We start from the raw sequence: 21,980 nt of genomic DNA on the forward strand, positions 1-21,980 counted from the left end.
TACCCAGAGGCAGGGTTTATCCAGCATGAGCACGGTTTTTCCCAAGGAACGCGACGATCTGACCGATGGTTTCGTGGCGTTTCCGGCCGATCGCGCCGCCGTTTATCGCGACGCCGGCTATTGGACCGGCGCACCGCTGGACTCGATCCTGACCGACGCCGCCGCACGATGGCCGGACGCCCGTGCCGTCGTCGATACGAAACGCAGCTACACCTTCGCCGAGCTGGACAGCATCGCCGATCTGGTGGCCTTCCGGATCGGCGAACTCGGGCTCCGACCCGGTGACCGGGTGCTGCTGCAGCTGCTCAACACCACCCAGTTCGCCGTCGCACTGTTCGGCCTGCTGCGCGCCGGAGTCGTCCCGGTCATGTGCCTTTCCGGCCACCGCGCCGCCGAGCTGGGCCACTTCGCCGAGGTCAGTGGTGCAGTCGGGCTGATAATCCCCGATACCGCAGGCGGTTTCGACTTCCGCGAGATGGCGGCGGCGCTGCAAGCCGAGCACCCGGCGCTGCAGCACGTGATCGTCGACGGCAATCCTGGCCCGTACCTGTCGTTCGCTTCCCTGACCGAACCCGGTCCGCGGCCGGGCACTGCTCACCGGGTGCAGGTCGACCCGTCCCGGCCCGCGCTGCTGCTGGTCTCCGGCGGCACCACCGGATTACCCAAGCTGATCGCGCGGACCCATGACGACTACGTCTACACCGCCATCGCGTCGGCACAGGCCTACGCCATGACCAGCGCGGACACCTATCTGGTCGCCTTGCCCGCCGGGCACAATTTCCCGCTCGCCTGTCCGGGGCTGCTCGGCGCCATGACGGTCGGAGCCACCACCGTCTTCACCACCGACGCCAGCCCGGAGAACGCCTTTGCTTTGATCAATGAGCATCAGGTCACCGTCACCGGCCTGGTCAACGCGCTGGCCAAGGTATGGGCGCAGGCCTGCGACTGGGAGCCCGTGCTGCCCACATCGCTGCGGGTCGTGCAGGTCGGCGGTTCCCGCATGACGGCCGAGGAGGCGAAGTTCATCCTGGACAATTTGACACCCGGCCTGAGCCAGATCTTCGGTATGGCCGAGGGCATGCTGAACTTCACCCGCCCCGGCGATCCGGTCGAGGTGCTGCTGCACACCCAGGGCAGGCCGATGTCGCCCCATGACGAGATGCGCGTCGTCGACGAATTCGGCGTCGATGTAGCCCCGGGTGACGAGGGCGAGTTGCTGGTGCGCGGTCCGTACACCATCAACGGTTACTACCGCGCCGACGAGGCCAACGCCCGCTCATTCAGTCCCGACGGGTTCTACCGCTCCGGGGACCGGGTCCGCATTTTCACCGAGGGGCCCAAGGCCGGCTACGTCGAGGTGACCGGCCGCATCAAGGACGTCATCCACCGTGGCGGTGAGACGGTGTCCGCATCCGACCTCGAGGAGCACCTCTTCGCCCATCCCGGGATCTACGCCGCGGCCGCCGTCGCGATGCCCGACGAATACCTCGGTGAAAAGATCTGCGCCGCCGTGGTTTTTGCGGGCGCGCCGATCACACTTGCCGAACTGAACAGCTTTCTGGACTCCCGCGGGGTTTCCGCCCACACCAAACCGGACATGCTCGCCGCGCTTCCGACCCTGCCCAAGACCGCCGTGGGCAAAGTGGACAAGAAGCAGATCATCGCGCAATTGAGCGCTTCGTGACCAGCAATGTGCTGGCGCAGTTGGTTTTCCGAAGGACGATGTGCCCGGCAGCACACAGGGTAGCCAGCCATGGAGTCACGATGCGTGCCACGATCGGTCCAAACGCACACCAGGTGAAGGATCTACAGCCGTGACGCTTGACCAGCAACCCGCACCGGAGCCGGTCGCCATCATCGGTATCGGCTGCCGGCTGGCCGGGGATGTCAACACCCCCAACCAGTTCTGGCAGTTCCTGCTCGACGGGGCCAGTGCGGTAGGCGAGGTCCCGGCCGAACGGTGGGAGCCCTACCTGCGTCGCGACCCACGTAATGCCGCCATCCTGAAGGCCACCACCGCCAAGGGCAGCTTCCTGTCCGATCTCGCCGGTTTCGACGCCGAGTTCTTCGGTGTGTCACCGCGCGAGGCCGAACTGATGGACCCGCAACAGCGATTGGCACTCGAGGTCAGCTGGGAGGCCCTCGAGCATGCCGGTGTGGCGCCGCGGGCGCTGGCCGGTAGCGATACCGCGGTGCTGATGGGCGTCAACTCCGACGACTACGGCAAGCTCGTCATGGAAGACCTGCCCGGAATCGAGGCTTGGACCGGCATCGGCACCGCCCTGTGCGGGATCGCCAACCGGGTATCGCATCTGCTCGACCTGCGCGGTCCGAGCGTCGCGCTCGACGCGGCCTGCGCGGCATCACTGGTGGCCGTGCACCAAGGTTGCCAGCTCTTGCGGGCGGGTGAGACCTCGCTCGCTCTCGCCGGCGGCGTCAGCGCGCTGATCGGCCCGGGTTTGACCAGGGTGCTCGACGTCGCGGGTGCCACCGCCGCCGATGGTCGGTGCAAATCCTTCGACGACTCCGCCGACGGGTACGGCCGCGGCGAGGGTGCCGCGGTGGTGGTGCTCAAGCGGCTCGCCGACGCCCTCCGGGACAACGACCGGGTGATCGCGGTGATACGCGGGGGCGCCGTGGCCCAGGACGGCAGGACCGTCGGCATCATGTCTCCCAATGGCGCTGCCCAGGAGGACATGTTCCGCCGCACCTGTCAGACCGCGGGTATCGACCCCGCGACCATCGACTATGTGGAGGCCCACGGCACGGGCACGCCGACCGGCGACCCGGTCGAGCTGACCGCGCTGTCGCGGGTCTACGGCCACGGCAGGCCTGCCGGCGCGCCGTGCCTGGTGGGCTCGGTCAAACCCAATACCGGCCACCTCGAGGGTGGTGCGGGCGTGGTCGGTCTGATCAAGGCGGCACTGGCCCTGCAGCACAACATGATTCCCCCCACCGCCGGTGTGCGCACCCCGACCACCGCGGTCGACTGGGACACCAACGGCCTGCGGGTCAACACCGACACCGAGCCGTGGCCACCCACCGCGACCCCGCGCCGGGCCGCGGTGTGCAGTTACGGCTATGGCGGCACCATCGCCCACGTCCTGCTGGAGGAGGCCCCGCAGAGCTCGCCCGGCCCGGAATGGGAAACCCCTGCGCTGCATGTCCTCCCGGTCTCGGGACGGTCCGCGAAACGACTGTCGGCCAATGCCGGTGCCCTGGCCGACCATCTGCGTTCCGGCCACGACGCGATGAGCGATATCGCGGGCACCCTGTGGAATCGGCGATCTCCCGAGCCGGTTCGTGCGGCGATCATCGCCGAGGACCATAGGGAGGCGGTACTGGCACTGGATGCGCTGGCCGCCGGCACGAAGCACACGTCGGTGGCAACGGGATCGGTGGTACCGGGCGCCGAGCGCGGAGCGGTGTGGGTCTTCTCCGGGCACGGTTCGCACTGGGCGGGCATGGGTGCGGAATTGCTGCGCGAGGAGCCCGCTTTCGCCGCCGTCATCGATCAGATCGAACCGGTTTTCGCCGCCGAACTCGGATTCTCCGCACGTCGCGCCCTGGCCTCCGGTGAGCATGGCGGCACCGACCGGGTCCAGGCGTTGACCTTCGCCATGCAGGTCGGTCTTGCCGAGGTGCTGCGATCACGCGGTGCCACACCGGCCGCCGTCATCGGGCATTCCGTCGGCGAGGTGGCCGCCTGCGTCATCTCCGGGGTGTTCGATCTGGTCAGCGGCGCCAAGGTCGCCTGCTACCGGGCCCGCGGGTTCCGTGCCGTGCAGGGCCACGGTGCGATGGCATTGGCCGCGGTGTCCTTCGCCGACGCGGAGCTCCGGCTGAACGATGTTTCCGGTGTGGTCGCCGCCATCAGCGCAGCGCCCGAATCCACCGTCATCTCCGGCACCGCCGGAGCGGTCCGTCGAGTGGTCGAGGAGTGGTCCGCGCTGGGCATCGTGATGCGGACGGTGAACACCGATGTGGCATTCCACAGCCCGGCCATGGATGGGCTCACCGCCGAATTGGGCAGGCTCACTGCCCAGTTGGATCCGCAGGATCCGGTGGTGCCGTTGTACACGACGGCATTGGCCGACCCGAGGTCGATGGCCCGGCGTGGATCGGGCTACTGGGTGGCCAATCTGCGCGGACGGGTCCGCTTCGCCGAAGCCGTCACCGCCGCTGCCGAGGATGGGCACCGACTGTTCCTGGAGGTCGCCGCGCATCCGGTGGTCTCGCACTCGATCGTGGACACGTTGACCCACAACGGTATCGACGATTACGGGGTTCTTCCGCTGCACCGGCGCAATATGCCCGAGGTGCGGTCGGTGACGACGGCGATCGCCGCGCTGCATTGTCACGGCGCACCCGTGGCGCTGGCACCCGGCCATTCGTGCTGGGCGCCCGACCTGCCCGGAAACCAGTGGCAGCACCGCCGATTCTGGCGGACCCCGGCGACCCCGCCCAATGGTGGCGGGATGCACGATCCGGATACCAACACCCTGCTCGGCGGTCGCTTGCAGGTGTCCGCGGGTGTGCCTGCCACTGTGTGGCAGACCCAGCTGGACATGTCCACCCGGCCCTACCCCGGTGATCATCCCGTGCGGGACACCGAGATCGTCCCTGCGGCGGTGCTCTTGAACACGCTGCTGACCGCGGCGAGCAGCGAGATCGTCGACATCCGGTTGCGGACACCGGTGGCGCCCGGTCGGGCTCGCAACATCCAGGTGGTCCGGCAGGACGGGACGCTGACGCTGGCATCGAGCATCCGGACCGAGGGCGAGGACGCCGCCGATGGATGGCTGACCCATTGCACCGCGGGCATCGCCGACGCGGTGCCGCTGCCCGGCGATCTCGACCTGGCCGCGGTGCGCGCCCGGTGTGGCGAGACGCTGCCCGCCGGTCACGTGGTGGACACGCTGGCCGGCCTCGGTGTCGCCGCGATGGGTTTCGGTTGGGAGGTCACCGAACTGCGCCGCGGCGGTGACGAACTGGATGGCGAGTTCCTGGCCGTCGTGCGCGCCGAGCCCGATGGCCGCACCCCCGCCACCTGGGCCGGCCTGCTGGACGCCGCCACCTCGGCGGCCTCGATCATCTTCGACGCCCCACTGCGGCTGCGAATGCCCGCCCGCATCGATCGGGTCGCGTTGCGCGCCAATCCGATCGGCACCGCGGTGCTACACATCCGGCGCGGCCGCGGCACCACCGCCGATGTCACCATCGCCGATCAGACCGGCACGGTGCTCGGCGTCATCAGCGGCATGTTCTTCGACGAACTGGAGAACCCGGGCGGCAACGACGTCACCCGGATGATGCAGCAACTGGCCTGGCACCCCACGCCGTGGCAGACCGGAGCCCGCCCACCGCAGGTGATCCTGGTGGGCGGTGATGCGCCGACGTTGGCCTGGTGTATGCGGGATCTGGCTGCCGCCGATGTCGCGCACCGGCTGTGCGCGACACCTGAGGAGATCCCGGCGACGCTGGCTCCCGGTGCGGTGGTGCTGGTGTTACCCCGGGCCGGCGACGCCCCACTGGACGCCGTCACCACCGTGCACCGCACACTGACCACGCTGCTGGAGCGGACCACCGCGGCTCGGTTGTGGGCGCTGACCCGTAATGTGTACGAGGGCAGCGATATCGGCGGCTCTCCGCTGTGGGGCTTCTCCCGGATCGCCGCGGCCGAGCACCCCGGCCTGTGGGGTGGGGTCATCGACGTGGCCGACGACTGCCTGCCGCTCGGCGTCCTTGCCGAATTGGCGGGCCACGGCGTCGTCGTCGTCCGTGACGATATCGCGCTGACCGCGCGCCTGACTCGCGCCGAACACCATCGTGGTCTGCCGTTGAGCTGTTCACCGGCCGGGAGCTATCTGATCACCGGCGGCACCGGCGCGCTGGGCGCCCTGGTGGCGACCCGGCTGGCCGATCTCGGCGCCCGGCGCATCGTGCTGTTGTCGCGGCGCGGGATGGCCGATCGCTCGGCATGGGATGCCGATGCCGAGCCGGCCCGCACCATCCTCGCGCTGGAGGAACGGGGGGTATCGGTACGGGTGGCCGCGGTCGATATCGCCGCGTCCGGTGCCGCCGACGAGTTACGCGCGGCGCTGCGCGATCTGCCGCCGGTGCGCGGGGTCGTGCACGCGGCCGGTGTCGAGGCCGGCGCCCTGCTGGCCGGCACGACGGCCGAGGATTTCGCCGCCGCCATGCGACCCAAGGTCGACGGCACGCTGACATTGCACGAGGTGTTCGCACCCGGTGAACTCGACTGGATGGTGCTGTTCTCGTCGTGCGGATACCTGGCCGGGTTCCCGGGTCAGGGCGCGTACGCCTGCGCCAACGCCTACCTGGATGCCTTCGCCCAGCACCGTCGCAGCCTCGGTGACCGCACCACCGCGGTGGCCTGGACCGCGTGGCGGGGGCTGGGCATGGGCTCGACGTCGAGCTTCGTGGCCGCGCAGCTGCGCGCGCTCGGTATGGGTGTCGTCGGTCCCAACGATGCCATGCGCGCACTGGATCTCGCGATGCGCTCCGACCAGCCGCATGTGGTGGTCCTCCCGGTCGACGCCGACGCCGCCTCGGTACCCATGCTGGCCGATATCGCCCCGGTCGACGCCGAGGACACCGCAGCGGCGACGGTCCGGCCCGGCCGGGACGGGGTCCTCACCCCGGCACGGGTAGCCGATCTGGTCACCGCCGCGGTGGCAGCCGAACTCGGCCTTCCCGACGGTGCCGTGGATCCACGCCTGCCGCTGGCCGAGATCGGGGTCGACTCGATCATGACCGTGGCGCTGCGCAAACAGTTGGAGCGTGTGACCGGCCTTGCGCTGCCGCCCACGCTGCTATGGGAGCATCCCACCGCCGCGGCCGTCACGGCACGAATCGTGGAACTGCTTTCCGGGCAACAGAATTCGGCCGATCAGGAGATCCGCGAAGAGATCGACGAACAGATCGGCGCCTGCTCCTGATCAGTCGGCGAGCACATCGCGGATCACTGCGTCGGCGAGCAATCTGCCGCGGTCGGTGAGCACCAAGCGGTCACCCGTGTCGTTCAGCAACCCATCGGCGACGGCGACCGCGGCGCGCGCTGACTCCGCGTCGTCGAGCAGCGACCGCGGCACCCCGCTGCGCAAGCGCAGCCTCAGCATGACGTCCTCGATGTGTCGTGCGGTGTCGTCGAGTTCCTCGGAATCGGCCACCGGCATCCGGCCTTCGCCCAGGGCCTGCGCATAGGCCTTGGGGTGCTTGACGTTCCACCACCGGGTGGACCCGAGGAAGCCATGCGCACCCGGACCCGCGCCCCACCAGTGCCCACCATCCCAGTAGCCGAGATTGTGCCGGCACTCCCCGCCGGGGGTGCTCCAGTTCGACACCTCGTACCAGTGCAGTCCCGCCGCCGACAGCGCGGCGTCGAGCAGCTCGTAACGGTCGGCCAACACATCGTCGTCTGGCATCGGCAGCTCGCCGCGGCGCACCCGGCGCGCCAGCGCGGTGCCGTCCTCGACGATCAGTGCGTAGGCCGACAGGTGGTCGATGCCGGCGTCCAATGCCGTCTCCACCGACATCTTCAGGTCGTCATCGCTCTCCCCCGGCGTGCCGTAGATCAGGTCGAGGTTGACGTGCTCGAAACCCTCGGCGCGCGCCTCGCGGGCGGCCGCCGGCGCCCGCCCGGCCGAGTGCACCCGGTCGAGCACCTTGAGCACATGGGTCGCCGCGGACTGCATGCCCAGCGACACCCTGGTGTAGCCGGCCTCGCGTAGTCGGGCGAACAGTGCCGGTGAGCTGGATTCCGGATTCGCCTCGGTGGTGACCTCGGCGCCCGGCGCGAGGGTGAAGTTCGTCCGGACGGCGGCCAGCACGGCCGCGAGTCCGTCACCGCCGAGCAGCGTCGGCGTACCCCCACCGACGAAGACGGTGTCGACCGGCCGGGCTCCGACCCGTCGGGCGGCGCGGTCCAGTTCGATCCGCAGGGCGGCCAGCCAGCCGTCCGGTGTGGCATCTCCGAGCTCGGCCGGGGTGTAGGTGTTGAAATCGCAGTACCCGCAGCGCGTGGCGCAGAACGGCACATGGACATAGATGCCGAAGGGTCCGGCGGTGTCCGGCTCAGGCCTGCTCATACCCGAGATTGTCCCAGAACCCGTTTTGCTCACCCTGAGCCCAAATCTGGCCCGGTTAGGGCGTCTGCGGTCGTCGTGGCAGAATGTCGCACGTGACCGCCGCCGTTGACAGCACCACCCGCATTGCGCTGGTGGTCCGGCGGCATGTCGATCTGAAGCGCATCTGTAGCTGTTGTTGTCTGCCCTGACCCGCGTCGATATCGGAATCAGCCTGCCCCACCCATGAGCCGGCCGCCGGATCTGCGCCGCCGGCCAGCCCCCGGCGATTCCGCGCGATCGGTGAGCCGCTCCCCGACAAGGAGCCTCGACAACATGACCGAAACGGTCTCCAACACACCCAAGCCGGTGAAACGACCCCGTGGCGAAGGCCAGTGGGCGCTCGGCTACCGCGAGCCGCTGAACGCCAACGAGCAGGCCAAGAAGGATGACAACCCGCTCAACGTGCGTCAGCGCATCGAGAGCATTTACGCACCCAACGGGTTCGAATCGATCGACAAGGGTGACCTGCGCGGCCGTTTCCGCTGGTGGGGCCTCTACACCCAGCGCAAGCCCGGCTACGACGGCACCTGGACCGGTGACGAGAACACCGACATGCTCGAAGACGAGTACTTCATGCTGCGCGTGCGCAGCGATGCCGGCGATCTGAGCCTCGCGGCGCTGCGCACCCTCGGCGGCATCTCGACCGAGTTCGCGCGCGATACCGCCGACATCTCCGACCGGCAGAACGTCCAATACCACTGGATCGACGTGCGCGATATGCCGGAGATCTGGCGCCGCCTCGACGAGGTGGGCCTGCAGACCACCGAGGCGTGCGGTGACTGCCCGCGCGTCGTGCTGGGGTCACCGTTGGCAGGTCAGCATCCCGACGAGGTCATCGACGGGACCCCCGCGGTCAACGAGATCGTCAAGCGCTATATCGGCAAGCCCGAATACTCGAACCTGCCGCGCAAGTTCAAGACCGCGATCTCGGGCCTGCAGGATGTCGTGCACGAAATCAACGACGTCGCGTTCATCGGGGTCGTGCATCCCGAGCACGGGCCCGGATTCGACCTGTGGGTCGGCGGCGGACTGTCCACCAACCCGATGCTCGCCAAGCGTGTCGGCGTGTGGGTGCCCCTCGACGAGGTGCCCGATGTCTGGGAAGCGGTCGTCTCGACCTTCCGGGACTACGGATACCGCAGGTTGCGCTCGAAGGCGCGGCTGAAATTCCTGATCAAGGACTGGGGCGTCGAAAAGTTCAGGGAGGTTCTCGAGACCGAGTACCTCAAGCGCCCACTCATCGACGGGCCGGCGCCGACCCCGGTGACCCGGCCCATCGACCATGTCGGTGTGACCAAGCTCAGGAACGGTCTGAACGCGGTCGGGGTGTCCCCTATCGCCGGGCGCGTCACCGGCACCATCCTGACCAAGGTTGCCGATCTGGCCGAGGCCGCCGGTTCGGACCGGGTGCGCTTCACGCCGTACCAGAAGCTGATCATCCTCAACGTCCCCGACGACAAGCTCCAGGAGCTGCGCTCGGGCCTGGACGCATTGGGCCTGCCGTCGAGCCCGTCGCATTGGCGACGCAATTTGATGGCCTGCACCGGTATCGAATTCTGCAAGCTCAGCTTTGCCGAGACCCGCAGCCGGTCCCAGGTGCTGGTGCCGGAGCTGGAGAAGCGTCTTGAGGACCTCAACGCCCAGCTCGACGTGCCGGTGACCATCAACATCAACGGTTGCCCCAACTCGTGCGCCCGGATCCAGATCGCCGATATCGGCTTCAAGGGCCAGATGGTCGACGAGGGCAACGGCCCCGAGGAGGGATTCCAGGTGCACCTGGGCGGCAGTCTGGGCCTGGACAGCACCTTCGGCCGCAAGCTGCGCCAGCACAAGGTGCTGGCCACCGAGCTCGGGGACTACATCGAGCGGGTCGTTCGTAACTTCGTGAAACAACGCGAGCCCGATGAGCGTTTCGCTCAGTGGGCGGTGCGCGCCGACGAAGCAGACTTGAGGTGATGTGACATGACAGCGGTGACACGATCGGACACCGAGCTGAAGGAGCTGGCCGAGCGCGGCGCGAAGGAGTTGGCCGGTGCCGGCGCCGAGGAACTGCTGCGCTGGACCGACGAGAACTTCGGCAACGGCTACATCGTCGCGTCCAACATGCAGGACGCGGTGCTGGTGGAGATGGCCGCCAAGGTCAGGCCCGGCGTGGACGTGCTGTTCCTGGACACCGGCTATCACTTCGTGGAGACCATCGGCACCCGCGATGCCGTGGAGGCCGTCTACGACGTGCGCGTGGTGAACGTGACCCCGGAGAACTCGGTGGCCCGTCAGGACGAGTTGTTCGGCAAGGATCTGTTCGCCCGTGACGCGGGCGCGTGCTGCCGGATGCGCAAGGTCGAACCGCTGGGCAAGGCGTTGAGCAACTACTCGGCATGGGTGACCGGTATCCGCCGAGTCGAGGCGCCCACCCGGGCCAATGCCCCGCTGATCAGCTGGGACGCCGCGTTCGGGCTGGTGAAGATCAATCCCATCGCCGCCTGGACCGATGAGGACATGCAGGCCTATATCGACGCCAACGGCATCCTGGTCAACCCGCTGGTCTACGAGGGCTACCCCTCCATCGGATGTGCACCGTGCACCAGCAAGCCCATCGAAGGCGCCGACCCGCGCAGCGGACGGTGGGCGGGCCAGTCCAAGACCGAGTGCGGTCTGCACGCGTCATGAGCGCGACGGTGCCCGCACCGGTTCTCGTGCTGACCGCCCACGGCAGCGCCGATCCACGTTCGGCCGCCAACACTCATGCGGTGGCCGAGACGATCCGGCTGCTTCGGCCCGGGCTGGACGTCGTGCCTGCCTTCTGCGAGCAGAACGCGCCAAGCCTGGTCGATGTGTTGCACCAGGTCGGCGATCGTGCCGTGGTGACGCCCCTGCTGTTGGCCAGCGCCTATCACGCTCGCGTCGACATCCCGGCCATGATCGCCGAGAGCGGTACCGCGGCGCGGCAGGCCGACACCCTCGGCGAGGATGACCAGCTGTTGGCCGTGCTGGGCAGGCGGATCGCCGAAGCCGGTGTGTCCGTGCATGATAGCGACGTCGGCGTGATCGTCACCGCGGTCGGTTCATCGCGACAGGACGCGAACGCGCGCACCGCCACGGTGGCCGACTCGGTCGCGCTCAACAGTGCCTGGGCCGGGGTGACGACCGCCTTCGCCACCGGGTCGCAGCGTTCGCTACCCGATGCGGTACGCGGGTTGCGGCTGCGCGGCGCTCAGCGCATCCTGATCGCCCCGTGGTTCCTGGCGCCCGGGAAGATCACCGACCGGGTGGCGGATTTCGCTGCCGCACAGGGTATTCCGATGTCCGCTCCGCTTGGCGCGCACCGCCTGGTCGCCGAGACCGTGTTGGACCGATTCGACGCGGCGATCGCGTTGCCTGTCGCGGCATAGCCGCATAGTGGTACCTAGTCGATCAGCCGGGTCACCGCGTCGACGAGCCTCTCGCGTTCGGCATCGACGAGGAACGCGGGGTCGGTGGCCAGCCTGCTCAGGAAGCCGTCCAGCAGCACCATGACCCAGGTGGCCAGTTCCGGCGCCGGCAGATCGCGACGCATACAGCCCCGTTGCTGTGCCCGGCGCACCACGTCGCGCAGGCCCGTATGCTGGGCCCGGTCGTCGGCTGCCAGCGCCTCGGCGACAGCGGGTTCGGCCATCACCGCACCGACCGCGCGGATGAAGCCGGGAACCCGCGCGTCCGCGGCGGTGTCGGCGGTATACCTGACCCAGTCCAGCACCACCGCGCGCGGATCATCACGAGGGCCGCGGTCGGAGAACCATTCCCGGGTCTGCTCGGTGCCCACTTCCAGAATCGCCACTAGCACATCGGTTTTCGTCGGGAAGTAGTGGAAGAATGTCCCTGAGCCGACGCCCGCCTGCGCACAGATCGCGGCGGTGGTCGTGGCGGCCACACCGCCGGCGGCGAAACAGGTCATCGCCGCATCCATGATGTGCGCGCGGCGGGCCGCATGTTTGACCGGGTCGACCGTGCGGGCCATCGGGCACCTCCTCAAGACTATTAATAGAGTATCCACTCCGATAATCTGATGTCATGCCGACACCGGAACGCTGGTATCTGGATGCCGACGGACACCGACATATCGTCGAGGTCGAACCCGCAGGCCTCGGGCGGCGGGCGACCTGGTCCGTCGACGGCACGACAGTCGCTCGGCGCCGCAGCGCCGCCGGCCGGATCACCCTCACCCCCGCGTCCGATACCGGTATCGCGGGATCGGTCCGACTGCGGTTCGGCTCGTTCGGTCCAGCCCGCCGGGTGTCCTGGCACCCGCGCAATGACCCCTCGGCCGCGGTGGGCCTGGGCGGCCGGGATTTCCGCGCCGAGGCCGGCTCACGCGCCGCCCGTCGCGACGCCTTCATCGCGGCCCACCCCCGCGCCCACACGGGATACCGCATCACCATGGCCATCGCGACGCTCGCCGTGGCGTTGGCGGTCGGCCCCATCGTCTCCTGGTTCGTCAACAACGTTCCCTGGCGGCACCTCTCGGCCATCCCCTGGCCCGACGTCCAGCTCCCTGATTGGTCTTTCCCTGACTGGCTCAGCGACGTCATCGACGCAATGAAGTTCGTCATCCCGGTCCTCATCGCCTTCGGGCTCGCCCGCCTGGAATTACGCAGACGCAGACAACAGCGCGAACGACACCGGGGCTGAATTCGGCAGACATAGGGTTAGCACATGAGATTCGACGAGTACCGCAGCCATGACGCGACCGGCCTGGCGAAACTGGTGGCGGACAAGCAGATAACGGCAACCGAACTGCTGGAGCTGGCCACCGAGCGCGCGGCCGCTGTGAATCCGCGGATCAACGCGATCGTCCGCGACATCCCGGTACGGCCCACCGACAATCTGAGCGGTCCGTTCGCCGGTGTGCCCTTCCTGATCAAAGATCTCGCCCAGGATTACGCCGGACTGCCCAGCTCGGCCGGTTCCCATTCGCTGCAACATGTTCCGGTCGCCGAGCACTCCACCATCGTGTCGCGCTGGCTCGACGCCGGACTGGTCATCTTCGGCAAGACCAACCTGCCCGAGTTCGGCGCCAAGGGCATCTCCGAGCCGCAGCTGTGGGGGCCCGCCCGCAACCCGTGGAACCTCGACCGGACCCCGGGCGGCTCGTCGGGCGGCTCGGCGGCCGCCGTCGCGGCAGGCATCGTGCCGTGCGCGGGCGCCAATGATGGTGGCGGATCGATCCGCATCCCGGCCGCCTGTTGCGGACTGGTCGGCCTCAAACCCGGCCGTGGCATCACCCCGATGGGCCCGACCAGCGGCGAATCGATGCACGGTTCGGCCGTGCAGGGTGTGGTGTCACGCAGCGTCCGCGATACCGCGGCGATGCTGGACGTCATCGCCGGCGGGGAACCGTTCGGGCCTTACTCGCCGGCCCCGGCCGCCGCCCCGTACGCATCGGCCGTGGGTCAGGATCCCGGCGGCCTGCGGATCGGTGTGCGTGTCCCCGCCGCCATCACCCCTCATCCGGACCGCGAGGCGTACGCCGCGGTGGAGAAAACCGTCGCGACGCTCACCGAACTGGGTCACCATGTCGAGGAGCTGCCCAAGGCACCGTTCGACGATGCCGCCCTGGCCCGCGACTTCCTGCTGACCTGGTTCGTCTACCTCGCCTGGGAGGTCGACGAGGCCAAGCGCGTCACAGGCTGCGGTGACGAGATGTTCGAGCGGGACACCCTGATCATGGCCGCGATCGGACGCGCGACCCGCGGCGTGGATTACGTCGACGCGGTGCAGCGCCGCCACGAGCACACCCGCAGGCTCAGCACCTTCTTCGAGAGCTACGACCTGCTGCTGACGCCGACACTGGCGACAGCGCCGCCGCGCATCGGCGAATTCGATCTGCCCGTCGCGTTGCAGCGCGGCGCCGACCTGCTGCTCAAGACCCGCACCGCAAAACTGCTGCGCTACACCAAGATCGTCGACGACATGGTCGACAAGAACCTCGGCTGGGTGCCCTATACGCAGCTGGCCAACATCACCGGCCGACCCGCGATCACCCTGCCGCTGCACTGGACTGTCGACGGGCTCCCCCTCGGTGTCCAGTTCGTCGCGCCGCTGGCCGGCGAGTCCCTGCTGCTGACGCTGGCCGGCCAGTTGGAGCAGGCGCTGCCGTGGGCCGACCGGGTGGCGCCGCTGTGACGCCGAACGCTAGGTGAGCGCCTCGCTGCGCACCTCGGCGCTCTGGGTCGCACCGGCGATCTCGGGTACCCGGGTGGCCCGCACGTAGACCGTGTCCCCCGCACGCAGACCCAACGCCTCGGCGTCTCCGCGGGTGATCTGGGCGGTGAACGGAGTGCCGTTGACCGAACTGGTCAGTTCCACCCGCACCTCGAAGCCCAGGGTGACGATCCGGTCGATGGTCGCCTTGGTGACGCCGGTGGATTCGGCGGTACCGTCACCGGCCGCAATCGCCATGTCCGGGTTGCGTCCCACCCGGATGTCGTGCGGACGCACCAGGATTCCGTTGAGCAGCGACACGGTGCCCAGGAACGACATCACGAACGGGTTGGCGGGGGCGTCGTACACCTCGGTGGGCGAACCCACCTGTTCGATGCGCCCCTTGTTCAGCACCGCGATGCGGTCGGCGACATCGAGCGCCTCGGCCTGATCGTGGGTGACCAAAACGGTGGTCACGTGCACGTCATCGTGCAGGCGGCGCAGCCAGGACCGCAGATCCTCACGGACCTTGGCATCCAGCGCACCGAATGGCTCGTCGAGCAGCAACACTTCGGGATCGACGGCCAGTGCCCTGGCCAGCGCCATCCGCTGGCGCTGCCCACCGGAAAGCTGTGCGGGATAACGGTTCTGAAAACCGGCAAGGCCGACCACCTCGAGCAGATTGTCGACCTTCTCCTTGATCTCGTTCTTGGGCTTCTTGCGGATGGACAACCCGAACGCCACGTTGTCGCGCACGGTGAGGTGCTTGAACGCGGCATAATGCTGGAACACGAAGCCGATACCGCGCTTCTGCGGCGGCACACCGGTGACGTCGCGGCCGTTGATGGTGATCGACCCGGTGTCGGGCTGGTCGAGGCCTGCGATGGCACGCAACAGGGTCGACTTGCCCGAGCCGCTGGGCCCCAACAACGCGGTCAGCGAACCCTTGGGCACCACGAAGTCGATATTGTCCAGGGCAGCGAAGTCACCGTAGTGCTTGTTCGCGCCCTTCACCGTGATCGCGGTTTCGCTCATCGGTCGGTCTCCTTCAGTCCTCAGTCTTGACGCGCGAACGTTGAGCGTCAAACAAAATCTGTGCCACCAGGACGATCAGCGCGACGGCCATCAGCACCACCGAGATGGTGTAGGCGCCATAGGGATTACCCAGGGTGTAGCGGTCGTGTACCAGCAGCGTCAGCGTCTGCGACTGCCCGGGCAGATTCGACGAGACCATCAGCACCGCGCCGAACTCGCCCAGGGTGCGGGCCACGGTCAGCACCACCCCGTAGGTCAGCCCCCATCGGATCGAGGGCAAGGTGACCCGCCAGAAGATCTGCCACCAGTTGGCACCGAGGGTGGCCGCGGCCTCCTCCTGATCGGTGCCCACCTCGTGTAGCACCGGCTCGACCTCCCGGATGACGAACGGGATGGTCACGAACAGGCTGGCCAACACGATGCCCGGGAACCCGAAGATGATCTTCAATCCCCAGCTGTTCTCCACGAAACCGAACAGTCCAGCGCTGCCCCACAGCACGATCAGCGCCACACCGATCACCACCGGCGACACCGCGAACGGCAGGTCGATCACGGCCTGCAGGGCACTCTTGCCGCGGAACCGACGCCGGGCCAACACGATTGCCGTCGGCACGCCGAAGAGCACGTTCAACGGCACCACGATGGCCACCACCAGCAGTGACAATTGCAAGCCGGATTGTGCCGCCGGCGTGGTGATCGATGCCCAGAACTCCCCCAGCCCGGGCGCCAGAGCCCGCCAGAGGATGGCGCCCAGCGGCACGACCAGCAGCGCGACGATGTAGAGCGAGGCGATGATCCGCAGGATCAGCCGGGTGGAACGGGACAGCTTCATCGGGCGGACTGCTCCCTCTTGGCCGCCCGCGCACCGAAATAGCGCAGGATGAACAGCACCACGAAGGAGATCAGCAGCAGCACGATCGAGATTGCCGCCGCGCCGACCCGATCGTCGTTCTCGATCAGGGTGCGTATCCACTGCGAGGACACCTCGGTCTCGCCGGGGATGGCGCCGCCGATGAGCACGATCGAGCCGAACTCGCCGATGGCGCGGGAGAACGCCAGTCCGGCCCCGGACAGCAGGGCCGGAGCCAGTGCGGGCAGGATGACCCTGACGAAGATCGTGAGGTTGTTGGCCCCCAGCGAGGCCGCGGCCTCCTCCACCTCATGGTCCAGTTCGAGCAACACCGGTTGCACGGCGCGCACCACGAACGGCAGCGTCACGAAGGCCAGCGCCAGCGCCACGCCCCAGGACGTGTGCTGGATGTGGATGCCTACCGGGCTGCCCGGTCCGTACAGCGAGAGCAGCACCAGGCTCGCCACGATCGTCGGCAGCGCGAACGGCAGGTCGATGATGGCATCGACGACCCGCTTGAACGGGAAGTCGTCGCGCACCAGGACGAAGGCGATCAGCAACCCGAAGACCACGTTGAGCAGGGTGACGCCGATCGAGATGGTCAGCGTCACCCGGAACGAGGCCAGCGCTGACGGTGAGGACACCGCCGACCAGAATGCCCCCCAGCCGCCCTCGGCCGATGTCACCACGATCGCCGCCAACGGCAGCAGCACGATCAGCGACAACCACAGCACCGCCACCCCGACCTGCAGGGTGGCGCCACTGGGGCGCGGCGACAATCTTCGCGGGGCAGGCGGGCCGCCCGGAGCAAGCTCCGGACGACTCGCCTCCGGATTCGACTGAATCGTCATGTGCGAACCGCTTCGTCTCTCGCCCGATACTGCCTAACCGGTGGCCTGCTTGTAGATCTTGGTGATCTCGCCGTTGTCCTTGTCGAACAGCTGCGGGTCGACCTTCGACCAGCCACCGAGATCGGTGATGGTCCACAACTTCTCCGGTGCCGGGAACTTGTCGGCGAAGTCCGCGGCGACGGCCGGGTCGACCGGGCGGAAGCCCGCCTCGGCCCATACCTTCTGCGCTTCCGGGGTGTACTGGAAGTTGACGAAGTCGGTGGCCTTGTCCAGGTGCTTGCTGGTGTTGACGACAGCGACCGGGTTCTCGATCTTGAAGGTCTGCGGCGGGTTCACGTGTTCGAGGTCGTAGTGCAGGGCCTCGTTTTCATAGGCCAGCAGTACGTCGCCGGTGCCCTGCCGGAACACATCGGTGGCCTCACGTCCCGAGCCGGGACGCAGTTTGACGTGCTGGGTCACCAGTTCCTGGACATAGGCGATACCGGCGGCATGATCCTGCCCGCCGTTGCTCTTGGCCGCGTACGGCGCCAGCAGGTTCCACTTGGCCGATCCCGAGCTCAGGGGGCTCGGCGTGATGACCTCGACACCGGGCTTGAGCAGGTCATCCCAGTCGCGGATGTTCTTCGGGTTGCCGGGGCGGACGGCGAAGGTGACCAACGATCCGAAGGGCACACCCTTCTGGGCGCCGGCGTTCCAATCCTCGTCGACCAGGCCGGCCTTCACCAGCCGGGTGATATCGGGCTCGACGGAGAAGTTCACGACATCGGCGGGCTTGCCGGACTCGACACCACGGGACTGGTCACCGGACGCGCCGTAGGACGCTGTGACCCCGACACCCTTGCCTTCCTCGGTCCCGGCGAAGACGGGGGCCACCTTGGACCAGCCCGGCTCGGGCACCGCGTAGGCCACCAGGGTCAGCGTGGTGTCGGCATCGGAGCTGTTGCCGCCACCGGCGACATCGCTGGCACCACCGCCGCAGGCCGCGAGCAGGGTGGTGGACAGGGCGAGCGCGGTGAGGGCACTCAGACGTTTGGCGGTTCTTCCGGGGTTGCGCATCGATGACCTTTCCAGGGCGGGATTCGGGCGGGGCTGCCGTCTACACGGAAAGGTGATGGAAGGGTGCGCGACGGGAACCTCATGCCGCTACCAACGCCGAACCGCAGACGGTGTGGTTTCAGCGACAACAACAGACATCGGCGACAGCGGAAAAACCCACGGCAATGAGGGCCAAGACATGGCCGCTCTTGTTGCCGGTCGCTGCGCGCATGGCCGGAAGAGTATCAGAATCGCGTGGTCTCGCCCGACGAGCAGCTATCGAGCAGCTATCGGGCTATGAACCACATGACGATGACCAGGATCACCAGGGCGACCAGCGCCAGGGTCACCCGTGACCGGGGCATCTGATTCACGACGGCTCCTGCTCTTCGTGGCGGGCCTTGCGCAGCACCTTGATGCCGTTGCCGAGCGCTCCATCGAGCACGACGGCGGTCCCCAGGGCCAGGAGCAGGACCACCGGCATCACGATGGCGGTCTGCGCGACGAACCCGAGGCCCGACAGCCACAGTTCGACACCGTCCCACCAACTCAGGAAATCGCCCATCTGTCCCACAGTAGTGCCAGGATGAAACGGTGCCGAAGGCCCCGCAGGATGCCCCCACCACCGGATGCGCGATCGTCGGCGGCGGCCCCGCCGGGATGATGCTGGGTCTGCTGCTGGCCAGGGCCGGCGTGCAGGTCACCGTCCTGGAGAAACACGAGGACTTCCTGCGTGACTTCCGCGGCGACACGGTGCACGCCAGCACCCTGCGCATGCTCGACGAACTCGGCCTCGGGGCGCGCTTCGCCGCGGTACCGCACCGGATGATCCAGTCCCTGGAGCTCAAGGTCCAGGGAGTCCCGGTCCAGGTCGACCTGCGCCACCTGCCGGGAGCCCACCAGCACATCGCCCTGGTGCCGCAGTGGGACTTCCTCGAACTGCTGGCCGCGGCCGCCGCGCAGGAGCCGACCTTCACTCTGCTCCGCAGCTGCGAGGTGCTCGGCCCGCTGCTGACCGGCAGCACGGTCTCCGGGGTCCGCTACCGCGACGCCGCCGGGGCGATCCGTGAACTGCGGGCCCCGCTGACGGTGGCCTGCGATGGCCGTGGCTCGACGCTGCGCGACGCAATAGGGTTGACACCCAAGCGCTTTGGGGCGCCGATGGATGTCTGGTGGTTCCGGGTCCCCCGTCACGACAACGACCCGGCCGGGCTGGCCGGGGCGATGGGCCGAGGCCATATGGTGGCGATGATCGACCGCGGGGACTACTACCAGTGCGCCTTCGTCATCCCCAAGGGATCCGATGCGGCCCTCCGTTCGGAGGGAATCGAGTCGTTGTACCGTCGGGTCACCGATGTGGTGCCGTGGGTCGCCGACCGCATCGCAACGGTCGCCTCGTTCGACGATGTCAAACTGCTCGACGTGCAGCTGGATCGGCTGCCGCGCTGGTACACCGACGGTGCGCTGATCATCGGTGACGCGGCCCACGCGATGTCACCGGTGGGTGGCGTCGGGATCAACCTGGCGGTCGCCGACGCGGTGGCGGCGGCCCGGTTGCTCGCCGAGCCGTTGCGCACCGGCTCGGTTCCCACCAAAGCGCTCCGGCGCGTCCAGGTCCGCCGGTGGCTGCCGACCGTCATCATCCAGAGCGTGCAGCGGATGGTGCACAACCGGGTGATCGCCGTCGCCGTCTCCGGAACCGGCCCCGATCGGCCGCCCGCAGCGGTTCGGGTGGTCAGCCGGGTTCCGATGCTGCGCAGGATCATCGGTTACGGCGTGGCCATCGGTCCGCTTCCCGAGCACATACCCGCCTACGCCCGCCGCTGACGGGCCGGCCCGCGCGACTAGACGTGTGCGCGATCTGGACCGATGATGGGCGGCATGGTTCTGGAACACACCGAGCACGATTCGACGCCGACGCCGTTCACGGCGACGGCTCCCATCGCCTACGCACCCACCGGAGCCCTGCGAAACCCGTTCCCGCCCATCGCGGATTATGGCTTCCTTTCCGACTGTGAGAACACCTGCCTGGTGTCCTCCGCCGGCTCGGTGGAATGGTTGTGCGTCCCGCGCCCCGACTCCCCCAGCGTGTTCGGCGCCATCCTGGACCGTGGCGCAGGCCACTTCCGGCTGAGCCCCTACGGCGTCTCGGTGCCCTCGGCGCGCCGTTATCTGCCGGGCAGCCTCATCATGGAGACCACCTGGCAGACCCACACCGGCTGGATGATCGTGCGCGACGCCCTGGTGATGGGACCGTGGCATGACACCGAGACCCGGTCGCGCACCCACCGCCGGACCCCCACCGACTGGGATGCCGAGCACATCCTGCTGCGCACAGTGCGCTGCGTCAGCGGTGTCGTCGAACTGGTGATGAACTGTGAACCGAACTTCGACTACGGGCGCAGTCCGGCCACCTGGGAGTACTCCTCATCCGCCTACGGTGAGGCGATCGCGCGGGCGAGCAAGGATCCCGACGCCAATCCGACCCTGCGGCTCACCACGAACCTGCGCATCGGCCTGGAGGGACACGAGGCGCGCGCCCGCACCCGGCTGACCGAGGGTGACAAGGTTTTCGTCGCGCTGAGCTGGTCGAAACATCCCGCGCCGCAGAACTTCGAGGAAGCCGCGGACAAGATGTGGAAGACCAGTGAGTCCTGGCGGCAGTGGATCAACATCGGCGACTTCCCGGACCACCCGTGGCGGGCCTATCTGCAGCGCAGCGCGTTGACCCTGAAGGGCCTTGTCTACTCCCCGACCGGCGCCCTGTTGGCCGCCAGCACCACCTCGTTACCGGAAACCCCGCAGGGCGAACGGAACTGGGATTATCGCTATTCATGGATCCGGGACTCGACGTTCGCGTTGTGGGGGCTCTACACCCTCGGCCTGGACCGCGAGGCGGACGATTTCTTCTCCTTCATCGCCGACGTCTCCGGGGCCACCAACGGTGAACGCCACCCGCTGCAGGTGATGTACGGCGTCGGCGGGGAGCGCAGCCTGGTCGAAGAGGAGCTCAATCACCTTTCGGGATATGACTATTCGCGACCGGTGCGGATCGGCAACGGCGCCTACAACCAGATGCAGCACGACATCTGGGGCACCATGCTCGACTCGGTGTATCTGCACGCGAAATCGCGTGAGCAGATTCCGGAGGCGCTGTGGCCGGTGTTGAAGAACCAGGTCGAGGAGACCATCAAACACTGGAAGGAACCCGATCGCGGGATCTGGGAGGTGCGCGGGGAACCGAAGCACTTCACCTCCAGCAAGATCATGTGCTGGGTCGCCATGGACCGCGGATCGAAACTGGCCGAGCTGCAGGGCGAGAAGTCCTATGCCCAGCAGTGGCGCGAGATCGCCGAGGAGATCAAGGCCGACATCCTGGCCCACGGCGTGGATTCCCGCGGGGTGCTCACCCAGCGCTACGGTGACGATGCCCTGGACGCGTCGCTGTTGCTGGCGGTGCTGACCCGTTTCCTACCTCCCGACGACCCGCGGATCCGGGCCACCGTGATGGCGATCGCCGAGGAGCTCACCGAGGACGGACTGGTACTGCGGTACCGCACCGAGGAGACCGACGACGGGCTGTCCGGCGAGGAGGGCACCTTCACCATCTGTTCGTTCTGGCTGGTGTCCGCGCTGGTCGAGATCGGCGAGGTGCGCCGGGCGAAGCGGCTGTGCGAGCGATTGTTGTCGTTTGCCAGCTCGCTGCACCTCTACGCCGAGGAGATCGAACCGCGCACCGGCAGGCATCTGGGCAACTTCCCGCAGGCGTTCACCCATCTGGCGCTGATCAACGCGGTGGTGCACGTGATTCGGGCCGAGGAGGAAGCCGACAGCACCGGGACCTTCCAGCCGGCCAATGCGCCGATGTAGCGCGCCCGG

At 68.0% G+C, this 21,980-nt stretch carries 18 protein-coding genes; 10 read left to right on the top strand and 8 right to left on the bottom strand.

Going from position 1 to position 21,980, the window contains the following annotated elements; all coding sequences use genetic code 11:
* Positions 1–25: 25 nt before the first annotated feature.
* Both PGN27_RS05740 and PGN27_RS05745 read left to right on the top strand, forming a co-directional pair.
* Entirely contained in the window at positions 26–1,684 is a 1,659-nt protein-coding gene (locus PGN27_RS05740) for a (2,3-dihydroxybenzoyl)adenylate synthase (RefSeq protein ID WP_335325293.1), read from the top strand.
* A 130-nt stretch (positions 1,685–1,814) separates the two neighbouring features.
* A complete protein-coding gene (locus PGN27_RS05745) occupies positions 1,815–6,962 on the top strand; it encodes a type I polyketide synthase (RefSeq protein WP_335325294.1) in 5,148 nt (1,715 codons plus the stop codon).
* On the opposite strand, the gene hemW is transcribed toward PGN27_RS05745, so the two are convergent.
* Positions 6,963–8,111: a radical SAM family heme chaperone HemW gene (gene hemW / locus PGN27_RS05750; protein ID WP_335325295.1), complete on the bottom strand. Its 1,149-nt coding sequence runs from the start codon at positions 8,109–8,111 to the stop codon at positions 6,963–6,965. It abuts the gene before it with no gap.
* An 83-nt stretch (positions 8,112–8,194) separates the two neighbouring features.
* Between hemW and PGN27_RS25705 the strand changes: the two genes are divergently transcribed.
* The 4 genes from PGN27_RS25705 to PGN27_RS05765 all read left to right on the top strand — a co-directional run bounded on the left by PGN27_RS25705 (position 8,195) and on the right by PGN27_RS05765 (position 11,542).
* A complete protein-coding gene (locus tag PGN27_RS25705) occupies positions 8,195–8,299 on the top strand; it encodes an Ms4527A family Cys-rich leader peptide (RefSeq protein WP_353618507.1) in 105 nt (34 codons plus the stop codon).
* A gap of 124 nt (positions 8,300–8,423) precedes the next feature.
* On the top strand, positions 8,424–10,106 hold the full coding sequence (locus tag PGN27_RS05755) for a nitrite/sulfite reductase (protein ID WP_335325296.1): 1,683 nt from the start codon (positions 8,424–8,426) through the stop codon (positions 10,104–10,106).
* Positions 10,107–10,112: 6 nt separating this feature from the next.
* The gene (locus tag PGN27_RS05760; protein ID WP_335325297.1) at positions 10,113–10,820 is read left to right on the top strand and encodes a phosphoadenylyl-sulfate reductase; all 708 of its coding nucleotides are present in this window, start codon (positions 10,113–10,115) and stop codon (positions 10,818–10,820) included.
* Entirely contained in the window at positions 10,817–11,542 is a 726-nt protein-coding gene (locus PGN27_RS05765; protein WP_335325298.1) for a sirohydrochlorin chelatase, read from the top strand. The genes PGN27_RS05760 and PGN27_RS05765 overlap by 4 nt, the downstream gene beginning before the upstream one ends.
* 14 nt (positions 11,543–11,556) lie before the next feature.
* Here PGN27_RS05765 and PGN27_RS05770 read toward each other — a convergent pair whose 3' ends face one another.
* A complete protein-coding gene (locus tag PGN27_RS05770; RefSeq protein ID WP_335325299.1) occupies positions 11,557–12,147 on the bottom strand; it encodes a TetR/AcrR family transcriptional regulator in 591 nt (196 codons plus the stop codon).
* Between the two features lie 53 nt (positions 12,148–12,200).
* Here PGN27_RS05770 and PGN27_RS05775 point away from each other — a divergent pair, with 53 nt between their 5' ends.
* The gene (locus PGN27_RS05775) at positions 12,201–12,818 is read left to right on the top strand and encodes a hypothetical protein (protein ID WP_335325300.1); all 618 of its coding nucleotides are present in this window, start codon (positions 12,201–12,203) and stop codon (positions 12,816–12,818) included.
* Positions 12,819–12,842: 24 nt separating this feature from the next.
* The gene (locus tag PGN27_RS05780) at positions 12,843–14,312 is read left to right on the top strand and encodes an amidase (RefSeq protein ID WP_335325301.1); all 1,470 of its coding nucleotides are present in this window, start codon (positions 12,843–12,845) and stop codon (positions 14,310–14,312) included.
* 9 nt (positions 14,313–14,321) lie between these two features.
* Here PGN27_RS05780 and PGN27_RS05785 read toward each other — a convergent pair whose 3' ends face one another.
* The 6 genes from PGN27_RS05785 to PGN27_RS05805 form a co-directional block, all read right to left on the bottom strand.
* On the bottom strand, positions 14,322–15,365 hold the full coding sequence (locus PGN27_RS05785; RefSeq protein ID WP_335325302.1) for a sulfate/molybdate ABC transporter ATP-binding protein: 1,044 nt from the start codon (positions 15,363–15,365) through the stop codon (positions 14,322–14,324).
* Between the two features lie 13 nt (positions 15,366–15,378).
* Positions 15,379–16,197 carry a sulfate ABC transporter permease subunit CysW gene (gene cysW, locus PGN27_RS05790; protein ID WP_335325303.1) on the bottom strand — a complete coding sequence of 273 codons (819 nt, stop codon included), beginning with the start codon at positions 16,195–16,197 and terminating at the stop codon, positions 15,379–15,381.
* Positions 16,194–17,066, bottom strand: coding sequence for a sulfate ABC transporter permease subunit CysT (gene cysT, locus PGN27_RS05795; RefSeq protein WP_335325304.1), 873 nt, complete (start codon positions 17,064–17,066; stop codon positions 16,194–16,196). The genes cysW and cysT overlap by 4 nt, the downstream gene beginning before the upstream one ends.
* A 33-nt stretch (positions 17,067–17,099) precedes the next feature.
* Positions 17,100–18,122 (bottom strand): sulfate ABC transporter substrate-binding protein, encoded by a 1,023-nt coding sequence (locus tag PGN27_RS05800; protein ID WP_335325305.1) that lies wholly within the window; start codon positions 18,120–18,122, stop codon positions 17,100–17,102.
* A 118-nt stretch (positions 18,123–18,240) separates the two neighbouring features.
* Positions 18,241–18,333: an Ms4533A family Cys-rich leader peptide gene (locus PGN27_RS25710; RefSeq protein ID WP_353618508.1), complete on the bottom strand. Its 93-nt coding sequence runs from the start codon at positions 18,331–18,333 to the stop codon at positions 18,241–18,243.
* Positions 18,334–18,471: 138 nt separating this feature from the next.
* Entirely contained in the window at positions 18,472–18,666 is a 195-nt protein-coding gene (locus PGN27_RS05805; protein WP_019510681.1) for a hypothetical protein, read from the bottom strand.
* Between the two features lie 29 nt (positions 18,667–18,695).
* Here PGN27_RS05805 and PGN27_RS05810 point away from each other — a divergent pair, with 29 nt between their 5' ends.
* On the top strand, positions 18,696–19,928 hold the full coding sequence (locus PGN27_RS05810; RefSeq protein ID WP_335325306.1) for an FAD-dependent oxidoreductase: 1,233 nt from the start codon (positions 18,696–18,698) through the stop codon (positions 19,926–19,928).
* Between the two features lie 54 nt (positions 19,929–19,982).
* Positions 19,983–21,971, top strand: coding sequence for a glycoside hydrolase family 15 protein (locus PGN27_RS05815; protein ID WP_418888555.1), 1,989 nt, complete (start codon positions 19,983–19,985; stop codon positions 21,969–21,971).
* Positions 21,972–21,980: the final 9 nt, after the last annotated feature.

The organism is Mycolicibacterium neoaurum (genome assembly GCF_036946495.1).
In the GTDB taxonomy this organism is placed as follows: domain Bacteria; phylum Actinomycetota; class Actinomycetes; order Mycobacteriales; family Mycobacteriaceae; genus Mycobacterium; species Mycobacterium neoaurum_B.